Raw genomic sequence first — 16,008 nt, 5'->3', positions numbered from 1 at the left:
AACTACACTTGAAACAACTGGCAAAAAAGTGTGATTTCGTACACATCTGATTTCCCTGTTGGATGGAATGCACATATAATGCGCTCCCATCTATTAGCTGAATCATCTGACAAAGGCCTTTGTGGCTTTGCCACTGCACACGACATGAAGAATATGAAAATATCGACACTCTTAGCGGCAGCCTTCGCCCTCGTCGGCTTTTGCAACACTGCATCCGCTGTCACTTATCCGCTGCCGACCGACGGTAGCCGACTGATTGGTCAGAACCAGGTGATTACGGTTCCTGATAACAACAAGCAACCGCTGGAATATTTCGCAGCTAAATACCAGATGGGGTTGTCCAACATGCTGGAAGCCAACCCGGGCGTGGATACCTATCTGCCGAAGAGCGGCACCGTGCTGAATATCCCGCAGCAGCTGATTCTGCCGGACACCGTGCATGAAGGTATCGTTATCAATAGCGCGGAAATGCGTCTTTACTACTACCCGAAAGGCACCAACACCGTTATCGTGCTGCCAATTGGTATCGGCCAGCTGGGCAAAGATACGCCGATCAAATGGGTCACTAAGGTAGAACGTAAGAAAGCGGGTCCGACCTGGACGCCGACGGCGAAAATGCACGCGGAATATATCGCAGCGGGTAACCCGCTGCCGGCCGTCGTACCGGCGGGTCCTGACAACCCGATGGGTCTGTATGCGCTGTATATTGGTCGTCTGTACGCGATCCACGGCACCAACGCTAACTTCGGTATCGGACTGCGCGTCAGCCACGGCTGCGTCCGTCTGCGTAACGAAGACATCAAATTCCTGTTTGAGAATGTGCCGGTCGGCACCCGCGTCGAGTTTATCGATGAGCCGGTGAAAGCCACCACCGAGCCGGACGGTAGCCGTTATGTCGAAGTACATAACCCGCTGTCCACCACCGAAGCCCAGTTCCAGGGCGGTGAAATCGTGCCGATTACGCTGACCAAAGAAGTCCAGGCGGTCACCAGCCAGTCCGACGTCGATCAGACCGTGGTCGAGCAGGCTGTCCAGAACCGTTCCGGTATGCCGGTTCGTCTGAACTAATCTTCTGACGTAACAGTATGAAAAAGGCGGGCCCGGTGCCCGCCTTTTTTTATCCGTTATTGACCAGAATAATGCCGCCATGATCGTAGCGATAGTGGCAGCGGGCATACTCCAGCGGCGTCCCGTCTTCCAGATAGATAACCTGCTCGACTTCCAGCACCGGGTCACTCTCGCCGCAGTTGAGGTGCAGCTGGTCCAGCGCATCCGGCTTCATCGCCCGCACCACGCGATACGAGCCCATCAGCTTCAGCCCCAGCGTCTCCTGCACGTAGCGAAACACCGAACTTTCCAGATGCGTTTTATTCAGCCCCGGCACCAGCGCCACGGGCATCACCGTCATATCCAGCGAGACCGGTTCGCCATTGAGCACCCGCAGGCGGACAAAATCATAGACTGGGGCATCGGCGTCGATAAGCAGCGAGGTTTGCTCTTTTTCCGTGGCAAAGCGCAGTTCAAAGCGGATAACCTGACTGGTCACTTCCCCCAGATGCTCCCAGGTTTTGGTGGCGCCGAAGTAATCGCTACCCGGCAGTTCCCACTGCGAGAGCTGCAGAAAGTTCTTACGCACGAAGGTACCCTGCCCTTTGCGGGTATAGATAAGCCCCTCGACAATAAGCTGGCGCATCGCCTGCTGGATGGTCATCCTGCTGGTGTTAAATTCCGCCGCCAGCGCAAACTGGTCGGGTAACGGGGCGCTGGCGGGGTACTGCTGGCTGATAATGCGTTTTTTTATTTCCCGCGCGATCGAAAGATACTTCGCCGTCATTCCCCGTCCTTTTTATGATGGTTGTCTCTGGATGTACTCTGTTGCACCAGTGCTGGCGGGCCTAAGAATACACCAAACGCCCGCCGCTCGCTCCGCTACATCTGTGCGCCATTGCTGCGAATAGCCTGCTTTAACCAGGCGTAGCTTTTCTTCGGCACGCGCTTAAGGTCTTTCAGATCGTGGTTTTCGCGATTCACATACACCACGCCGTAGCGCTTACGCATATCGCCCTGAGAACTGAGGATATCAATCAGTCCCCAGCCGAGGTAGCCCATCACCTGCGCACCATCTTCAAATATCGCCTCTTTCATGGCGTTGATATGATCGCGATGATAGGCAATACGGTAATCATCGGCCACCGGCGTCTCACCATCCCATGACTCAATGACGCCAATGCCGTTTTCAATCGGGAATACCGGCAAACGCCAGTCGTTGTAGTAGCGCGTGATGATCATGCGGAAACCGAGCGGGTCAATCTGCCAGTTCCATTCCGTCGCTTTCAGCCAGCTATTCGGTTTATCACCGAACAGCATATAGTTGTTCACCGGCGTACCGGGAGGAACGGGATCGCTGTCCAGAGTCCGGCTGGCATAGTAGCTGAAGGCCAGATAGTCGACTTTTACCGTCGCCATCAGCGCCAGATCCTCTTGCCGATAGATCTCGCTAAAACCTTCCCGCGCCACGAAGTGCATGACTTCCGGGCTGTAGCCTTCACCGGCAAAGGCGCGGAGCAGATTCTGGTTAAAGAACTCATCAAGCTGCTGGGCGCAGAGAATATCGCGCGGCTTACAGGTCGCCGGATAGACCAGCGCGTGCGCCAGCATGCCGCCCATCAGGCAGTGCGGTTTCTCCCGATGCAGATAGTCGGTCAGGTGAACATGGGCCATCATCACGTGGTGCTGGATCTGGTACAGCTCGCGCAGGGTTTTCTCACCGCGCAGATAGCCCGTAATGAGGAACGCCTCCGGCATATGGTAGAGATTCTGCTCGTTGAAGGTCAGCCAGTACTTCACCTTATCGCCGTAGCAGGCGATCATCTTCTGGCCGTAACGAATAAAGGCCTCCATCACACGACGGTCGGTGAAACCGTTATAGCGTTCCGCCAGTGAAAGCGGCATATCGAAATGATACAGGCAGATCATCGGCTCAATACCGCGGGCGATCAGTTCATCAATAAACTGGTGGTAGAAGGCGATCCCCTCTTCATTAAATTCGCCGTCGCCCAGCGGACACACCCGACTCCAGGCAATCTGGAAGCGATAGCAGTTCATCCCCAGATCCTGCATCAGATCGAAATCTTCCCGGTAACGATGGTAAGAGTCCGTGGCGACTTTCCAGTCGGAGGCGAATTCCGCAGGCTCGCGAATGTCGTACACCGACATCCCCTTTCCCCCTTCATTCCAGGCCCCTTCCGTTTGCATGCTGGAGACCGAATTACCCCACAAAAAGTCCGCCGGTAGTCTATTGTTCATCTCACGCCCCTATATGACTAGTCATTTAAATTTCATGACTAGTCATATAAACGATATTCATCGCCCAGGCAAAACAAAGGATCGTTTTTTGTGAGCGCTGCAAATAAAAAAAGCCGGATCTGGGGCACCGATCCGGCCAGACAGAGCGACCTGTATTTATTGCTGTGCGAGCTGATCGCGGCGATATTCGCCCTGACGCTCCAGCATCCAGCCGGGGTATTCGCGTGGCAGTGCGCTGACGGCATCCAGCTGGGCCAGCTCCACCTCGCTCAGTTGAATATCGACGGCGGCGAGGTTGTCCGCCAGCTGCTCGGGACGTTTGGCGCCGATAATCACGCTGCTGACCGCAGACTGATGCAGCAGCCAGGCAAGAGCAATCTGCGCGACCGAAACACCTTTGGCCTCCGCAATGACGCGCATGACATCGATGCAGTCGAAAGCGCGATCTTTATTTACCGGCGGGAAATCAAACGCCTGCCGGCGTCCGCCCTCGGCAGTCTGACCCTCACGATCGTATTTCCCGCTCAGCAGACCGCCGGCCAGCGGACTCCAGACCATCAAACCGACCCCTTCACTCTGCATCATCGGAATCAGCTCACGCTCCAGATCGCGCCCGGCGATCGTGTAGTAAGCCTGTAGGGAAGCGAAGCGCGACAGCCCCAGACGCGCGGAAATCCCCAGCGCTTTCACGATTTGCCAGGCCGCCCAGTTTGACACACCGATGTAGCGAACATGTCCCTGCTGCACCAGATTATCCAGCGCGTAGAGCGTCTCCTCGATGGGCGTTGCCGGATCGAAACCGTGGAGCTGATAAAGATCGATGTGATCGAGCTGCAGCCGTCGCAGACTCTCTTTGACGCTCTCCATGATATGAAAACGCGAACTGCCGCGGGAATTGACGCCGGCCGTACCGGTTTCGCCAAAGACTTTGGTAGCCACCACCACGTTCTCGCGCGGAACCTTCAGGTTTTTTAGCGCCTGGCCGGTTAACATTTCCGAACGGCCTTCAGAATAGACATCTGCGGTGTCGATAAAGTTAATGCCAGCATCCAGCGCACTGCCCACCAGCTGTTCGGCCTCAGCCTGGCGCAACTGACCAATTTTGCCCCACATGCCGCCTTCGCCGCCAAAGGTCATGGTGCCCAGGCACAGTCGGGAGACAAACAGACCGGTGTTTCCGAGTTTTTGATAACGCATTGGACTCTCCTCATCAGGATATTAAACCTCAGCGTTAACGTTATACGCCCGCGACGGAACCGGCGAATGGGGTGATTCTGTCTGTTTCTTGCCCAATCCTCTGAAAATCAGGCGATGAATAGCAGCAAGGCGTAGCCGACCAGCGCCGCCCACAGCAGCAGCGGCAGAGAGTAAAGATGGAAGCGCCACCAGATGCGGCGATCTGATGCCATACGCAGGGCAATTAAATTAGCCAGCGAGCCGGGAAGCAGGCCAAAGCCGCCGACGTTGACCGCCCAGGCCAGCAGCGTCGAAGGAGGAACATAGTTGAGCAGTAGAATGGTGGCCGGTACGTTACTGATGAACTGCGACAGGCCAATCGTCGACAGCCACAAGCCGCCGGCAGAAAGCTGGCCCACCCCGCTTAAAACCTGATGCAGCGCGGGAAGTTGCGTCAACAGATGAACGTCAATAAACATCACCATAAACACCAGCAGCAGCGACCAGTCCACATGGATAATCACCGCCCGCGCCAGCAGCAGAAAGCCGAGAATAATCAGCCCCAGCCCCCACAGTTCAAGCTTCATTTCCAAAGCCGTCAGGAAGATCAGATAAAACGCCAGACAGCCCCACACCAGCTTCGGCTGCCACGATGGCGCCCGGTCCGCGCTTTGAAAGTGCAGACGGGTGGCGGAGAAACAGCACCAGCACAGTACCAGCAGCGTCAACATCATCGCCGCCGCCAGCGGCAGCATTTGCCCGATAAACCCAAGGAAGCTGAGGCCGGATCGCCCCCACAGCAGGATATTTTGAGGATTACCGATAGGTGTTAACAAGGATCCGGCGTTGACCGCCAGCGCCTCGAAAATAATCAGCCGGTTAACCGGTATCGCGCACCATTTTTTCAACGTCAGCGTGAGCGGTACGACGATAAACAGCGCCACATCATTGGTCAGAAACGTCGAGAGCAGCGCCGCCGCAAGGACCATAAAAATGGCCAGCTGACGCTCGGTGGCAAACCGACGCGCCATTTTGCGGCCAAGCACATCAAAGTAGCCGCTCAGTTCAATCCCTTTCGTCAGCAGCATCAAGCCGCTCAGGGTGATGATCGTGTGCCAGTCGATAGCCTGGGGCCAGCTTTTTGGCGCAAACGGGACAAAGAAACTTAACCCGCAGGCGATGATCAACAGTAAATGCAGAAAACGATCGCGAGCCAGGGAGTGAACAAAGGGAAGATTCATTCTCCTTGCTGCCCGTATTTAAGGGTGAACTGATTAAATGCCGCCAGCGTCTCTTCACTGACGTGATGTTCCATCCCCTCCGCGTCACGACGGGCTATCTCCGGACTCACGCCCAGAACCAGTAAGAAATTCTCGACGATCTGGTGGCGTTCGCGGCTCTCATGCGCCAGCTTCTCGCCTTCCGGAGTTAAAAAGACCCCGCGCCATGGGATCTGCTCAATCAGTCCGACGCTGGCCAGGCGTTTTAACATTTTGGCCACCGTTGGCTGGGAGACCCCCAGACGCGCGGCCATATCAACCTGACGCGCCTCTCCCACTTCGCGAATCAGATCTGAAATCAATTCGACGTAGTCGTCAATCAGCTCCCGGCGGTGGGCTTCGCGTACCTGGCGAAACCCCTCAACGTGTTCTTCAACATTAACAAGCTGCGTCACTTTTTTTGTTATAGGTCTTCCGGCGCGACGGTTCATTGTGCTTCCTCATACGTGTGACGCATCAAGCATCATCTCAAAAGATCCCCATTGTAAATGATTGGGCCCGTAGCACAAAAAATTAACGTTTTAGCCATAGCTATAAAATATAGCCTGTGCTATATCTGTATGTAATACAGACATCCTTCAAGGAGCGAAGGGCGAAATTACAGGAGGTCCCATGAACGAATTCAAGAGGTGCTTACGCGTGTTTACTCATTCTCCTTTTAAAGTCCGCTTAATGCTGATTAACATGCTGTGCGACATGATGAACGGCAAGAATCGCCAGGAAAAACCCCATCACTAAATGCGGCGTCGCGGTACGCCGCTTCATTTTTCCGTCACAATACCCTGTCAAACTGACCCGTTTCGCCACGTTCTCGCCGCTTTTTTCAAGTTTTGTAAGCTTTCTCTCAAAACAATCCGTTATGTCCGGTTGACCTTATCATTTGCAAGCCCTATCTTTTGTCAGCCCTGCCACTACTGCGGCTCGCAGAGACCCTCTTCAGGCACTGTCCAGCAGGTTTTACCCCTTGATGCCAGGGGATGCACATGGCGTCTTTTTGATTAATTACTATGAATGTCACCCTGAAAGAAACGCTGGTCGCTCGCGGATTAGTCCCTAACCCGTGGACAGGATTTTATTTTCTCCAGTCTCTGCTGATTAACCTCGCACTCGGCTATGAATTTAGCCTGCTCTACACCGTCGCATTTACATGCGTGTTACATCTGCTGTGGCGTCACGCCCCGCGGATGCAAAAAGTCGTGGCGGGAGGCTACTCGCTGCTTGCCGCCTTCTATTACCCGTTTGGCCAGGCGTATGGCGCCCCCAACTTCAACACTCTGCTGGCGCTGCATGCCACTAACGTCGAAGAGTCCACGGAAATTCTGACCATCTTTCCCTGGTACAACTACCTGCTGGCGGTCTTTATTTTTGCGCTGGGCGTGATTGCCGTACGTCGTAAAAGGGAAGAGCGTAAGCCGTGGAGCAAAATGGAGCTGCTGGGGCTGTTGTTCAGCATCGGCATCTTCTTCCTGCAGCCGGTGCAGAATCTGGCCTGGGGCGGCGTCTTCAAAGTGATTGATACCGGCTATCCCGCCTTCCGTTTCGTGAAAGACGTGGTGGTCAACAATAATGAAGTGCTCGACGAGCAGGCGCGGATGGCTCAGCTGGCCAATATGAAAGACAGCTGGCATGTGCTGGCGGTCAAACCCAAATATCAGCTTTACGTCGTGGTCATCGGAGAGAGCGCGCGCCGCGATGCGCTTGGAGCTTTTGGCGGCCACTGGGACAACACGCCGTTCGCCAGCTCAGTCAACGGCTATCTGTTTAATGACTACATTTCCGCCAGCGGTTCAACGCAAAAATCTCTCGGCTTAACGCTCAACCGGGTGGTGGACGGCAAGCCGCAATACCAGGATAACTTCGTCACGCTGGCGAACCGTGCCGGCTTCCAGACATGGTGGTTTTCCAATCAAGGGCAAATCGGCGAATACGATACGGCGATAGCCAGCATCGCAAAGCGTGCGGATGAGGTGCAGTTTCTCAAAAATGGCGACTTTGAGGCCAACAAAAATACTCAGGATGAGCAGCTGTTGAAGCTAACCGAGCAGGTGCTCTCCGTGCAGCGGACCCAGCCGCAGCTGATCGTCCTGCATCTGATGGGATCTCACCCGCAGGCCTGCGATCGTACCAAGGGAAAATATACTGTCTTTGTACAATCGAAAGAGACGTCCTGCTACCTCTACAGCATGACGCAAACCGATACGCTGCTCGGCAAGCTCTATCATCAGCTGCAGAATTCCGGCGAAAGCTTCTCGATGACCTATTTTTCCGATCACGGTCTGGCCTTTAAAGAGCGCGGTAAAGAGGTGCAGTACCTGGCGCACGACGATAAGTACCAGCAGAATTTCCAGGTGCCGTTTATGGTGCTGTCCAGTGATGATAAAGCGCATAAAGTGATTAAAGCACGGCGTTCTGCCAACGATTTCCTCGGGTTCTTCTCCCAGTGGACCGGGATCCGCGCCGCCGAGATTACGCCTCGCTACCGTTTCATCTCTGAACAAGCCGCCGGGCCGGCCTATATCACCAACTTCCAGCTACAGAAAGTGGACTATACCCATCTGGGTACCGATCTGTTCACCACCCACTAACAGGGCCCGCCGCCGGGAAACCGCGGCGGCTAACCCGGGCGAACGCCGCGCGTTACAGGCAAAAAAAAATCCGCCCCAGTGAGGCGGATTTTTTATATCACCGAAGCGATTAGAAGCTGTAACCAACGCCAGCGATCCAGGTGCCAACGTCAACGTTACGAATACGAGACTGCTCGTAGGAGAAGTCCAGAGCAACGTTTTCGATCGGGTTGAACTGCATACCTGCACCGTAAGAGAAACCGTAGTCGCTCATGTCGTGCTTGTTCGGGTAGCTGTTGTCCTGGAATTTGCCGTGACCGACACCCACTACGCCGTAGATGCTAGCCCAGTCGTTCAGACGGTAAGCCGGACCTGCGGTGATGCCGTAGTACTGGCCTTTCTGGTATACGCCAGATTCAGTACGGTCTTTTTCGGTGTAGGTGAAAGAACCGATAACACCCAGCGGGCTATTGTCTTGCTCGTAACGGTACTTCAGGTTGAAACCGCCAGCTTTGTTAGCTTCACCCTGCATGTCGCTCTGAGCATAACCACCGGTAACGGTAGAAGTTGCAGCGAAAGCGGTACCTACGGATGCAGCCAGAACAACGGCCAGTGCTGAAAAACGTGCAATTTTATTCATAACCACCTCAAATGTGTTTCTAATAAGTCCTAAGTCTTAAATATATCAAAAACTTTCAGGAAACTCTTTTGACTTTACACTGTCTAACATAGCTTTTCATGTAACCAAAAGTTTCCATAATTCTATAACAAACTGGAAAACAACCGTTTTTGGTGAATACCCTACTATTAAGGCCGATAAGGCCCCGCACGTGCATCCAGATTAATCCTAATCAACAGGTTAATTTCTCTTCGCGTCTCGCCCCATTGTACGCCTCCCGAACGCGTTTTTTTCAACAATAGATAAACCGTAGCCAGGTAATTCATTTACACTGGAACCTTTACCGCATTTGACAAACCCTGACAGGAGAAAGGATGCCCGGCTCGTCCCGCAAAATACCGGCATGGCTGCCGATACTGGTCATTTTAATCGCCATGGTCTCTATCCAGAGCGGCGCTTCGCTGGCGAAATCGCTGTTCCCGTTGGTCGGCGCCCCCGGGGTGACCGCGCTGCGCCTGGCGTTAGGCACCTTGATTCTGGTGATCATCTTCAAGCCCTGGCGCCTGCGCTTTACCGCTGAGCAGCGCCTGCCGCTCCTCTTGTATGGTCTGGCGTTGGGGGCAATGAACTATCTCTTTTACTTATCGATTCAGCGCATTCCGCTGGGGATTGCGGTGGCGCTGGAGTTCACCGGGCCGCTGGCGGTGGCGCTGTTTGGCTCGCGGCGTCCACTCGATTTCGTCTGGGTGATCCTCGCCGTACTCGGGCTGTGGTTCCTGCTGCCGCTAGGGCAAGACGTCGCGCAGGTCGATCTGACCGGTGCGCTGCTGGCGCTGGGCGCCGGGGCCTGCTGGGCCGTCTATATTCTGACCGGCCAGCGTGCCGGAGAAGAACACGGGCCGGCAACGGTGGCGATGGGGTCGCTTATTGCCGCCGTGGTCTTTGTTCCGCTGGGCATGCTGCAGGCAACCGACACGCTGTTCCAGTGGTCGCTGCTGCCGCTGGGACTGGCCATCGCCGTCCTCTCTACGGCGCTGCCTTACTCGCTGGAAATGATTGCCCTCACCCGTATGCCCACCCGCACATTCGGCACGCTGATGAGCATGGAGCCGGCGCTCGCCGCGCTATCGGGCATGATATTTCTGGGCGAGACGCTGACCTTTACGCAAACCCTGGCGCTCGGGGCGATTATCCTCGCCTCAATGGGCTCTACGCTGACAATGCGCCGGGAAAGTAAAATCGAAAAAGTGGATATCAGCTAGCCAACGTAACCCGTTCTGCACGAGGCAATCGCCTCGTGCAGAACCGCGCTCTCACGCTGACTTTTTACGCAATTTCATGCCCTTTTCAAAATAGCCAACCCCCCCGCACTATCGAACCAATAGGGACAACCGCCCTGCCCATACTGCGATCCGTTGCTATACTTAGTCCCATTAGTTACCGGGGACAAGCGCTCCATTTGATTCAAATTTGATGTATGACGAGTATAAATATCAAGAGGATATGAAACTATGAGTACCGCAAAACTGGTTAAAACGAAAGCATCCGATCTGCTCTATACCCGCAACGATGTTGCAGACAATGAGAAGAAGGCAACCGTCGAGCTGCTGAATCGTCAGGTGATCCAGTTCATTGACCTGTCGCTGATTACCAAGCAGGCTCACTGGAATATGCGCGGTGCCAATTTTATTGCCGTTCATGAAATGCTGGATGGCTTCCGCACCGCCCTGACCGACCATCTCGACACGATGGCTGAACGCGCCGTACAGCTGGGCGGCGTCGCGCTGGGCACCACTCAGGTGATCAACAGCAAAACCCCGCTGAAAAGCTACCCGCTGGATATTCATAGCGTTCAGGATCACCTGAAAGAGCTGGCTGACCGCTACGCGATTGTGGCCAACGATGTGCGTAAAGCGATCGGCGAAGCAAAAGATGAAGACACGGCCGATATCTTTACCGCCGCCTCCCGCGACCTCGATAAATTCCTGTGGTTCATCGAAGCCAACATCGCATAATCCTGCACAATCACCGTCAGCCTGGCTGGCGGTTTTTTTTTCAGATTATCCTGACCTCTGCCGCCTGATTTTTTCCCTGATATTCATCCGCACCATTTCAGTGCGCGACAATGGGCAAAATACGTACAAAAGTAAAACAATTGTAATAATCACCTCACACAATCGTTACAGCAAGATTGTTTTACCATCAGTGTTTGCGTTAAAAATGCACTTGTTATTCGGCGTGTTTATGACGCACCAAAATGACGCCCCATTGCGGTGCATTTGCCGTGACCTATAACCGAAACCGTGCAACAGGATAGACTTCGTTTGTTATAAAACAACAAGTTGTAAAACTGGCACGATTTTTTCATATGGTTACACGTTCTCGCAGGGGATCGTCCCGTGGATAAAAAAGGAAATGCTATGAAGTCTGTATTTAAAGTTTCACTGGCTGCACTGACCCTGGCTTTTGCGGTTTCTTCTCAGGCCGCTGAAAAACAACTGATTGTTGCGACCGATACGGCGTTTGTTCCGTTTGAATTTAAGCAAGGTGATAAGTATGTCGGTTTTGATGTCGACCTGTGGGACGCCATCGCGAAAGAGCTGAAACTGAACTATACCCTGAAGCCGATGGATTTCAGCGGCATCATTCCTGCGCTGCAAACCAAAAACATCGACCTCGCGCTGGCGGGGATTACCATTACTGAAGAACGCAAGAAAGCGATCGAGTTCTCCGATGGCTACTATAAGAGCGGCCTGCTGGTGATGGTGAAAGCCAATAACAACGACATCAAAGATGTGAAGGACCTGAACGGTAAAGTCGTGGCAGTGAAAGGCGGTACCGGCTCCGTTGACTACGCGAAAGCCAATATCAAAACCAAAGACCTGCGTCAGTTCCCGAATATCGATAACGCCTATATGGAGCTGGGTACCGGCCGCGCCGATGCCGTTCTGCACGACACGCCAAACATCCTGTACTTCATCAAAACGGCCGGCCACGGTCAGTTCAAGGCGGTAGGGGAATCGCTGGAAGCGCAAAACTACGGTATCGCCTTCCCGAAAGGCAGCGACGAGCTGCGCGAGAAAGTGAACGGCGCGCTGAAAACGCTGCGTGAAAACGGCACCTACAACGAAATTTATAAAAAATGGTTCGGTACTGAGCCAAAATAATAATCAGCCTTGATCGCTTACAGGTCTGCTGAATGCCGATCGCCCGGACAGGGCCCCTGGCCACTATCCGGGTATCACTTTGCCGCAGACCTGAGTCATTTTTTCTCAGAGGCACGCCTCTGTTTTTCGACACGGTAACAGGAACGAACTATGCAGTTTGACTGGAGTGCCATCTGGCCTGCCATTCCAATTTTGCTGGAAGGCGCCAAAATGACGCTGTGGATTTCCGTCCTCGGCCTGGCTGGCGGCCTGATAATCGGCCTCGTCGCCGGTTTCGCCCGCTGCTTTGGCGGCTGGATTGCTAACCACATTGCGTTAGTCTTTATCGAGATCATTCGCGGAACCCCGATTGTGGTTCAGGTCATGTTTATCTACTTCGCCCTGCCGATGGCGTTCAATGATCTTCGCATTGATCCCTTCTCGGCGGCGGTCGTGACCATCATGATCAACTCCGGCGCCTATATCGCAGAAATTACCCGCGGGGCGGTACTCTCAATTCACAAGGGCTTCCGTGAAGCTGGCCTGGCGCTTGGCCTGTCCCGTCGTGAAACCATCCGCCACGTGATTCTGCCGCTGGCGCTGCGTCGCATGCTGCCGCCGCTGGGTAATCAGTGGATCATTAGCATCAAAGATACCTCACTCTTTATCGTCATCGGCGTCGCCGAGCTGACCCGTCAGGGTCAGGAGATTATTGCCGGTAACTTCCGCGCGCTGGAAATCTGGAGCGCCGTGGCCGTGATTTACCTGATCATCACCCTGGTGTTGAGCTTTGTTCTGCGTCGTCTTGAAAGAAGGATGAAAATCCTGTGATTGAATTTAAAAATGTTTCCAAGCACTTTGGCCCGACCAAGGTGCTGCACGATATCGATCTGAAGATCAATAAAGGCGAAGTTGTGGTGATTATCGGGCCGTCCGGCTCCGGGAAATCGACGCTGCTGCGCTGTATTAACAAACTGGAAGAGATAACCAGCGGCGAGCTTATCGTCGATGGTCTGAAGGTTAATGACCCGAAAGTCGACGAGCGCCTGATCCGTCAGGAAGCCGGGATGGTGTTCCAACAGTTCTATCTGTTCCCGCATCTGACGGCGCTGGAGAACGTCATGTTCGGGCCGTTACGCGTGCGCGGTGCTAAAAAAGAGGCCGCCGAAAAACTGGCGAAAGATCTGCTGGAAAAAGTGGGGCTCGCCGAACGCGCGCACCACTACCCTTCCGAGCTCTCCGGCGGCCAGCAGCAGCGCGTGGCAATCGCTCGCGCCCTGGCGGTAAAACCCAAAATGATGCTGTTTGACGAACCGACTTCAGCGCTGGATCCGGAACTGCGCCACGAAGTGCTGAAAGTGATGCAGGATCTGGCGGAAGAAGGGATGACGATGGTCATCGTTACCCATGAGATCGGCTTTGCTGAGAAAGTGGCATCACGGCTGATCTTTATCGACAAAGGGCGTATCGCCGAAGATGGCGATCCGCAGGTACTGGTGAAAAACCCACCGAGCCCGCGTCTACGCGAATTCCTGCAGCACGTCGCCTGATATCCCTCCAGGCTCCCCGTATACGGGGAGCCGCTTTCGCTTTCCAGACACATCCCACGCCGCTTCTCTCGCTATCAGCCTCTATACTTAATGGTTTTGGAATGAGATGGAGGCGCCCGTGCCGTGGATCCTGTTACTGCTTGCTACGCTGTTTACCGCCCCGCTTTCGGCCGCCACACTGCCCGGTGTCCCGGCCGCGACCGCTGAACAACCCGCCAGCAGTGAACCAGACCTCGAGAAAAAAAAGGCCGCCTATGCGGCGCTGGCTGACGTGCTGGATAACGAGGCCGCCCGTAAGGAATTAATCGACCAGCTGCGTTCTGCCGCCGCCACGCCGCCGCCGGCCAGCGCGCCAAAGCTGACGCCGCCGGAAGAGAAAGATGAACGGACGGTACTGGAAAACGTCACCCAGGTGAGCCGCGAGTACGGTGAACGCTTTGCTGCGCGTTTTTCTCAGCTGTGGCGCAATATTACCGCCTCTGCGCATAAGCCGTTTCATGCCGAAACCTTTCGCAACGCCGCCGGCCATTTCCTGCTGCTGGCCGTGCTGGTATTCGCCTTCTGGTGGCTGGTCCGCCTCGCCGCGCTGCCGCTGTATCGCAAAATGGGTCAGTGGGGACGGCGCAAAAATCACGATCGCGGTAACTGGCTGCAGCTCCCGGCCACCATCGCCGGCGCGTTTATCTTCGATCTTCTCCTGCTGGCGTTGACGCTGTTTATTGGCCAGATGCTCAGCGATCGGTTTAATGGCGGGAGCCGGACTATCGCCTTTCAGCAAAGCCTGTTTCTGAATGCCTTCGCCTTGATTGAGTTTTTTAAAGCGATTCTGCGGCTGATTTTCTGTCCGCGGGTAACGGAGCTGAGGCCGTTTAACCTCAGCGATGAGAGCGCGAAGTACTGGAACCTGCGCCTGAGCGCGCTGAGCAGCCTGATTGGCTACGGCCTGATCGTCGCGGTGCCGATTATCTCCAATCAGGTCAACGTTCAGGTCGGCGCACTGGCGAATGTGGTCATTATGCTGTGTATCACCCTCTGGGCGCTGTATCTGATCTTCCGTAATAAAACGCGGATTACTCAGGGACTGCTGCACCTGGCAGACCGTTCGCTGGCCTTCTTCAGTCTGTTTATCCGCGCCTTTGCGCTTATCTGGCACTGGCTGGCCTGCCTCTACTTTATCGTGCTGTTTTTCTTTTCCCTTTTCGACCCCGGCAACAGCCTGAAGTTTATGATGGGGGCCACGGTACGCAGTCTGGCGATTATCGGCGCCGCCGCGCTGCTCTCCGGCATCTTGTCACGCTGGATAGCGAAAACCATTACCCTGTCGCCGCAGACCCAGCGTAATTATCCCGAGCTGCAGAAGCGGCTAAACGGCTGGATCTCCGTCGCGCTCAAAGTGGCGCGAATTTTAGTGGTCTGCGTGGCGATTATGCTGCTGCTAAGCGCCTGGGGACTGTTTGATTTCTGGAACTGGATGCAACACGGCGCCGGGCAAAAAGCGGTGGATGTGCTGATTCGCATCGCGCTGATTCTGTTCTTCTCCGCCATCGGCTGGACGCTGCTCGCCAGCCTGATAGAAAACCGCCTGGCCTCAGACATTCACGGCCGCCCGCTACCGGGCGCTCGTGCCCGTACGCTGCTGACGTTATTCCGTAACGCGCTGGCGGTCATTATCAGCACCATCACGGCGATGATCCTGCTCTCCGAAGTGGGGGTGAACATTGCGCCGCTGCTGGCCGGCGCCGGTGCGCTGGGGCTGGCCATTTCGTTCGGCGCCCAGACGCTGGTAAAAGATATTATCACCGGTATTTTTATCCAGTTTGAGAACGGGATGAATACTGGTGACCTGGTGACCATCGGCCCGTTAACCGGCACGGTGGAACGGATGTCGATCCGTTCCGTGGGGGTGCGCCAGGACACCGGCGCTTACCATATTATCCCGTGGTCCTCGATTACCACCTTCGCCAACTTCGTGCGCGGCATCGGCTCAGTGGTTGCCAACTACGATGTCGACAGACAGGAGGATCTGGATAAAGCCGGTCAGGCGCTGAAAAACGCGGTTGCCGACGTGATGGATCAGGAGGAGATTCGCGGGCTGGTGATTGGCGAGCCGTCATTTGCCGGGCTGGTCGGCCTGAGCAATACGGCATTTACCCTGCGGGTCACCTTCACCACTCTGCCGCTGAAGCAGTGGACGGTACGCTTTGCGCTCGATACGCAGGTGAAGAAACATTTCGATCTCGCCGGAGTACGGGCGCCCGTGCAAACCTACCAGGTTCTGCCGGCTCCTGCGCCCATCGCCGCACCACCAGCGGCGCCCGCAGAACCGACGCTATAGCCACGGCGCAGAGCACATTCCGGGCGCCAGAC

The 16,008-nt window shown here is 55.0% G+C and carries 15 protein-coding genes; 9 read left to right on the top strand and 6 right to left on the bottom strand.

The window, feature by feature from the left end; genetic code table 11:
* The first annotated feature begins 144 nt into the window (after positions 1-144).
* The gene (gene ldtB / locus MC50_RS16700; RefSeq protein WP_160873486.1) at positions 145-1,068 is read left to right on the top strand and encodes a L,D-transpeptidase; all 924 of its coding nucleotides are present in this window, start codon (positions 145-147) and stop codon (positions 1,066-1,068) included.
* A 49-nt stretch (positions 1,069-1,117) separates the two neighbouring features.
* Here ldtB and MC50_RS16695 read toward each other — a convergent pair whose 3' ends face one another.
* The 5 genes from MC50_RS16695 to mntR form a co-directional block, all read right to left on the bottom strand.
* Complete coding sequence (locus MC50_RS16695) at positions 1,118-1,834, bottom strand: GntR family transcriptional regulator (protein ID WP_032700526.1); 717 nt, start codon at positions 1,832-1,834, stop codon at positions 1,118-1,120.
* Between the two features lie 95 nt (positions 1,835-1,929).
* Positions 1,930-3,306, bottom strand: coding sequence for a glycoside hydrolase family 1 protein (locus MC50_RS16690; protein WP_032688701.1), 1,377 nt, complete (start codon positions 3,304-3,306; stop codon positions 1,930-1,932).
* A 156-nt stretch (positions 3,307-3,462) separates the two neighbouring features.
* On the bottom strand, positions 3,463-4,503 hold the full coding sequence (locus MC50_RS16685; RefSeq protein WP_032688703.1) for an aldo/keto reductase: 1,041 nt from the start codon (positions 4,501-4,503) through the stop codon (positions 3,463-3,465).
* A 107-nt stretch (positions 4,504-4,610) separates the two neighbouring features.
* On the bottom strand, positions 4,611-5,723 hold the full coding sequence (locus MC50_RS16680) for an anion transporter (RefSeq protein WP_032688704.1): 1,113 nt from the start codon (positions 5,721-5,723) through the stop codon (positions 4,611-4,613).
* A complete protein-coding gene (gene mntR / locus MC50_RS16675; RefSeq protein WP_004859834.1) occupies positions 5,720-6,193 on the bottom strand; it encodes a manganese-binding transcriptional regulator MntR in 474 nt (157 codons plus the stop codon). Before mntR ends, MC50_RS16680 begins: the two co-directional genes overlap by 4 nt.
* 181 nt (positions 6,194-6,374) lie before the next feature.
* Between mntR and mntS the strand changes: the two genes are divergently transcribed.
* On the top strand, positions 6,375-6,500 hold the full coding sequence (gene mntS / locus MC50_RS16670) for a manganase accumulation protein MntS (protein WP_015584839.1): 126 nt from the start codon (positions 6,375-6,377) through the stop codon (positions 6,498-6,500).
* Between the two features lie 269 nt (positions 6,501-6,769).
* Positions 6,770-8,347 (top strand): phosphoethanolamine transferase, encoded by a 1,578-nt coding sequence (locus tag MC50_RS16665; protein WP_032688705.1) that lies wholly within the window; start codon positions 6,770-6,772, stop codon positions 8,345-8,347.
* 109 nt (positions 8,348-8,456) lie between these two features.
* Here MC50_RS16665 and ompX read toward each other — a convergent pair whose 3' ends face one another.
* A complete protein-coding gene (gene ompX / locus MC50_RS16660; RefSeq protein WP_032688706.1) occupies positions 8,457-8,966 on the bottom strand; it encodes an outer membrane protein OmpX in 510 nt (169 codons plus the stop codon).
* Between the two features lie 353 nt (positions 8,967-9,319).
* Between ompX and rhtA the strand changes: the two genes are divergently transcribed.
* The 6 genes from rhtA to ybiO all read left to right on the top strand — a co-directional run bounded on the left by rhtA (position 9,320) and on the right by ybiO (position 15,976).
* Complete coding sequence (gene rhtA / locus MC50_RS16655) at positions 9,320-10,207, top strand: threonine/homoserine exporter RhtA (RefSeq protein WP_032697685.1); 888 nt, start codon at positions 9,320-9,322, stop codon at positions 10,205-10,207.
* Between the two features lie 249 nt (positions 10,208-10,456).
* Positions 10,457-10,960, top strand: a complete 504-nt coding sequence (gene dps / locus MC50_RS16650) for a DNA starvation/stationary phase protection protein Dps (protein WP_032688708.1) — start codon at positions 10,457-10,459, stop codon at positions 10,958-10,960.
* Between the two features lie 405 nt (positions 10,961-11,365).
* Complete coding sequence (gene glnH, locus MC50_RS16645) at positions 11,366-12,112, top strand: glutamine ABC transporter substrate-binding protein GlnH (RefSeq protein ID WP_032688710.1); 747 nt, start codon at positions 11,366-11,368, stop codon at positions 12,110-12,112.
* A 150-nt stretch (positions 12,113-12,262) separates the two neighbouring features.
* Positions 12,263-12,922 (top strand): glutamine ABC transporter permease GlnP, encoded by a 660-nt coding sequence (glnP, locus tag MC50_RS16640; RefSeq protein ID WP_004859816.1) that lies wholly within the window; start codon positions 12,263-12,265, stop codon positions 12,920-12,922.
* Entirely contained in the window at positions 12,919-13,641 is a 723-nt protein-coding gene (gene glnQ, locus MC50_RS16635; RefSeq protein ID WP_004859814.1) for a glutamine ABC transporter ATP-binding protein GlnQ, read from the top strand. The genes glnP and glnQ overlap by 4 nt, the downstream gene beginning before the upstream one ends.
* Positions 13,642-13,759: 118 nt before the next feature.
* Positions 13,760-15,976, top strand: a complete 2,217-nt coding sequence (gene ybiO, locus MC50_RS16630; RefSeq protein ID WP_047664433.1) for a mechanosensitive channel protein — start codon at positions 13,760-13,762, stop codon at positions 15,974-15,976.
* The last annotated feature ends 32 nt before the right edge of the window (positions 15,977-16,008 follow it).

It is taken from the genome of Klebsiella planticola (assembly GCF_000783935.2).
Classification (GTDB): domain Bacteria; phylum Pseudomonadota; class Gammaproteobacteria; order Enterobacterales; family Enterobacteriaceae; genus Klebsiella; species Klebsiella planticola.
Note: the sequence above shows the minus strand (reverse complement) of the source record. Positions and strands in the feature narration are given on the sequence as shown.

Excerpts from the sequence above, each read along its gene's own strand:
- MC50_RS16665 (WP_032688705.1), top strand. The coding sequence starts at position 6,770 with ATGAATGTCACCCTGAAAGAAACGCTGGTCGCTCGCGGATTAGTCCCT.
- glnH (WP_032688710.1), top strand. The coding sequence starts at position 11,366 with ATGAAGTCTGTATTTAAAGTTTCACTGGCTGCACTGACCCTGGCTTTT.
- ldtB (WP_160873486.1), top strand. The coding sequence starts at position 145 with ATGAAGAATATGAAAATATCGACACTCTTAGCGGCAGCCTTCGCCCTC.
- dps (WP_032688708.1), top strand. The coding sequence starts at position 10,457 with ATGAGTACCGCAAAACTGGTTAAAACGAAAGCATCCGATCTGCTCTAT.
- mntS (WP_015584839.1), top strand. The coding sequence starts at position 6,375 with ATGAACGAATTCAAGAGGTGCTTACGCGTGTTTACTCATTCTCCTTTT.
- MC50_RS16690 (WP_032688701.1), bottom strand. The coding sequence starts at position 3,306 with ATGAACAATAGACTACCGGCGGACTTTTTGTGGGGTAATTCGGTCTCC.
- MC50_RS16695 (WP_032700526.1), bottom strand. The coding sequence starts at position 1,834 with ATGACGGCGAAGTATCTTTCGATCGCGCGGGAAATAAAAAAACGCATT.
- MC50_RS16685 (WP_032688703.1), bottom strand. The coding sequence starts at position 4,503 with ATGCGTTATCAAAAACTCGGAAACACCGGTCTGTTTGTCTCCCGACTG.
- glnP (WP_004859816.1), top strand. The coding sequence starts at position 12,263 with ATGCAGTTTGACTGGAGTGCCATCTGGCCTGCCATTCCAATTTTGCTG.
- mntR (WP_004859834.1), bottom strand. The coding sequence starts at position 6,193 with ATGAACCGTCGCGCCGGAAGACCTATAACAAAAAAAGTGACGCAGCTT.
- rhtA (WP_032697685.1), top strand. The coding sequence starts at position 9,320 with ATGCCCGGCTCGTCCCGCAAAATACCGGCATGGCTGCCGATACTGGTC.
- ompX (WP_032688706.1), bottom strand. The coding sequence starts at position 8,966 with ATGAATAAAATTGCACGTTTTTCAGCACTGGCCGTTGTTCTGGCTGCA.
- MC50_RS16680 (WP_032688704.1), bottom strand. The coding sequence starts at position 5,723 with ATGAATCTTCCCTTTGTTCACTCCCTGGCTCGCGATCGTTTTCTGCAT.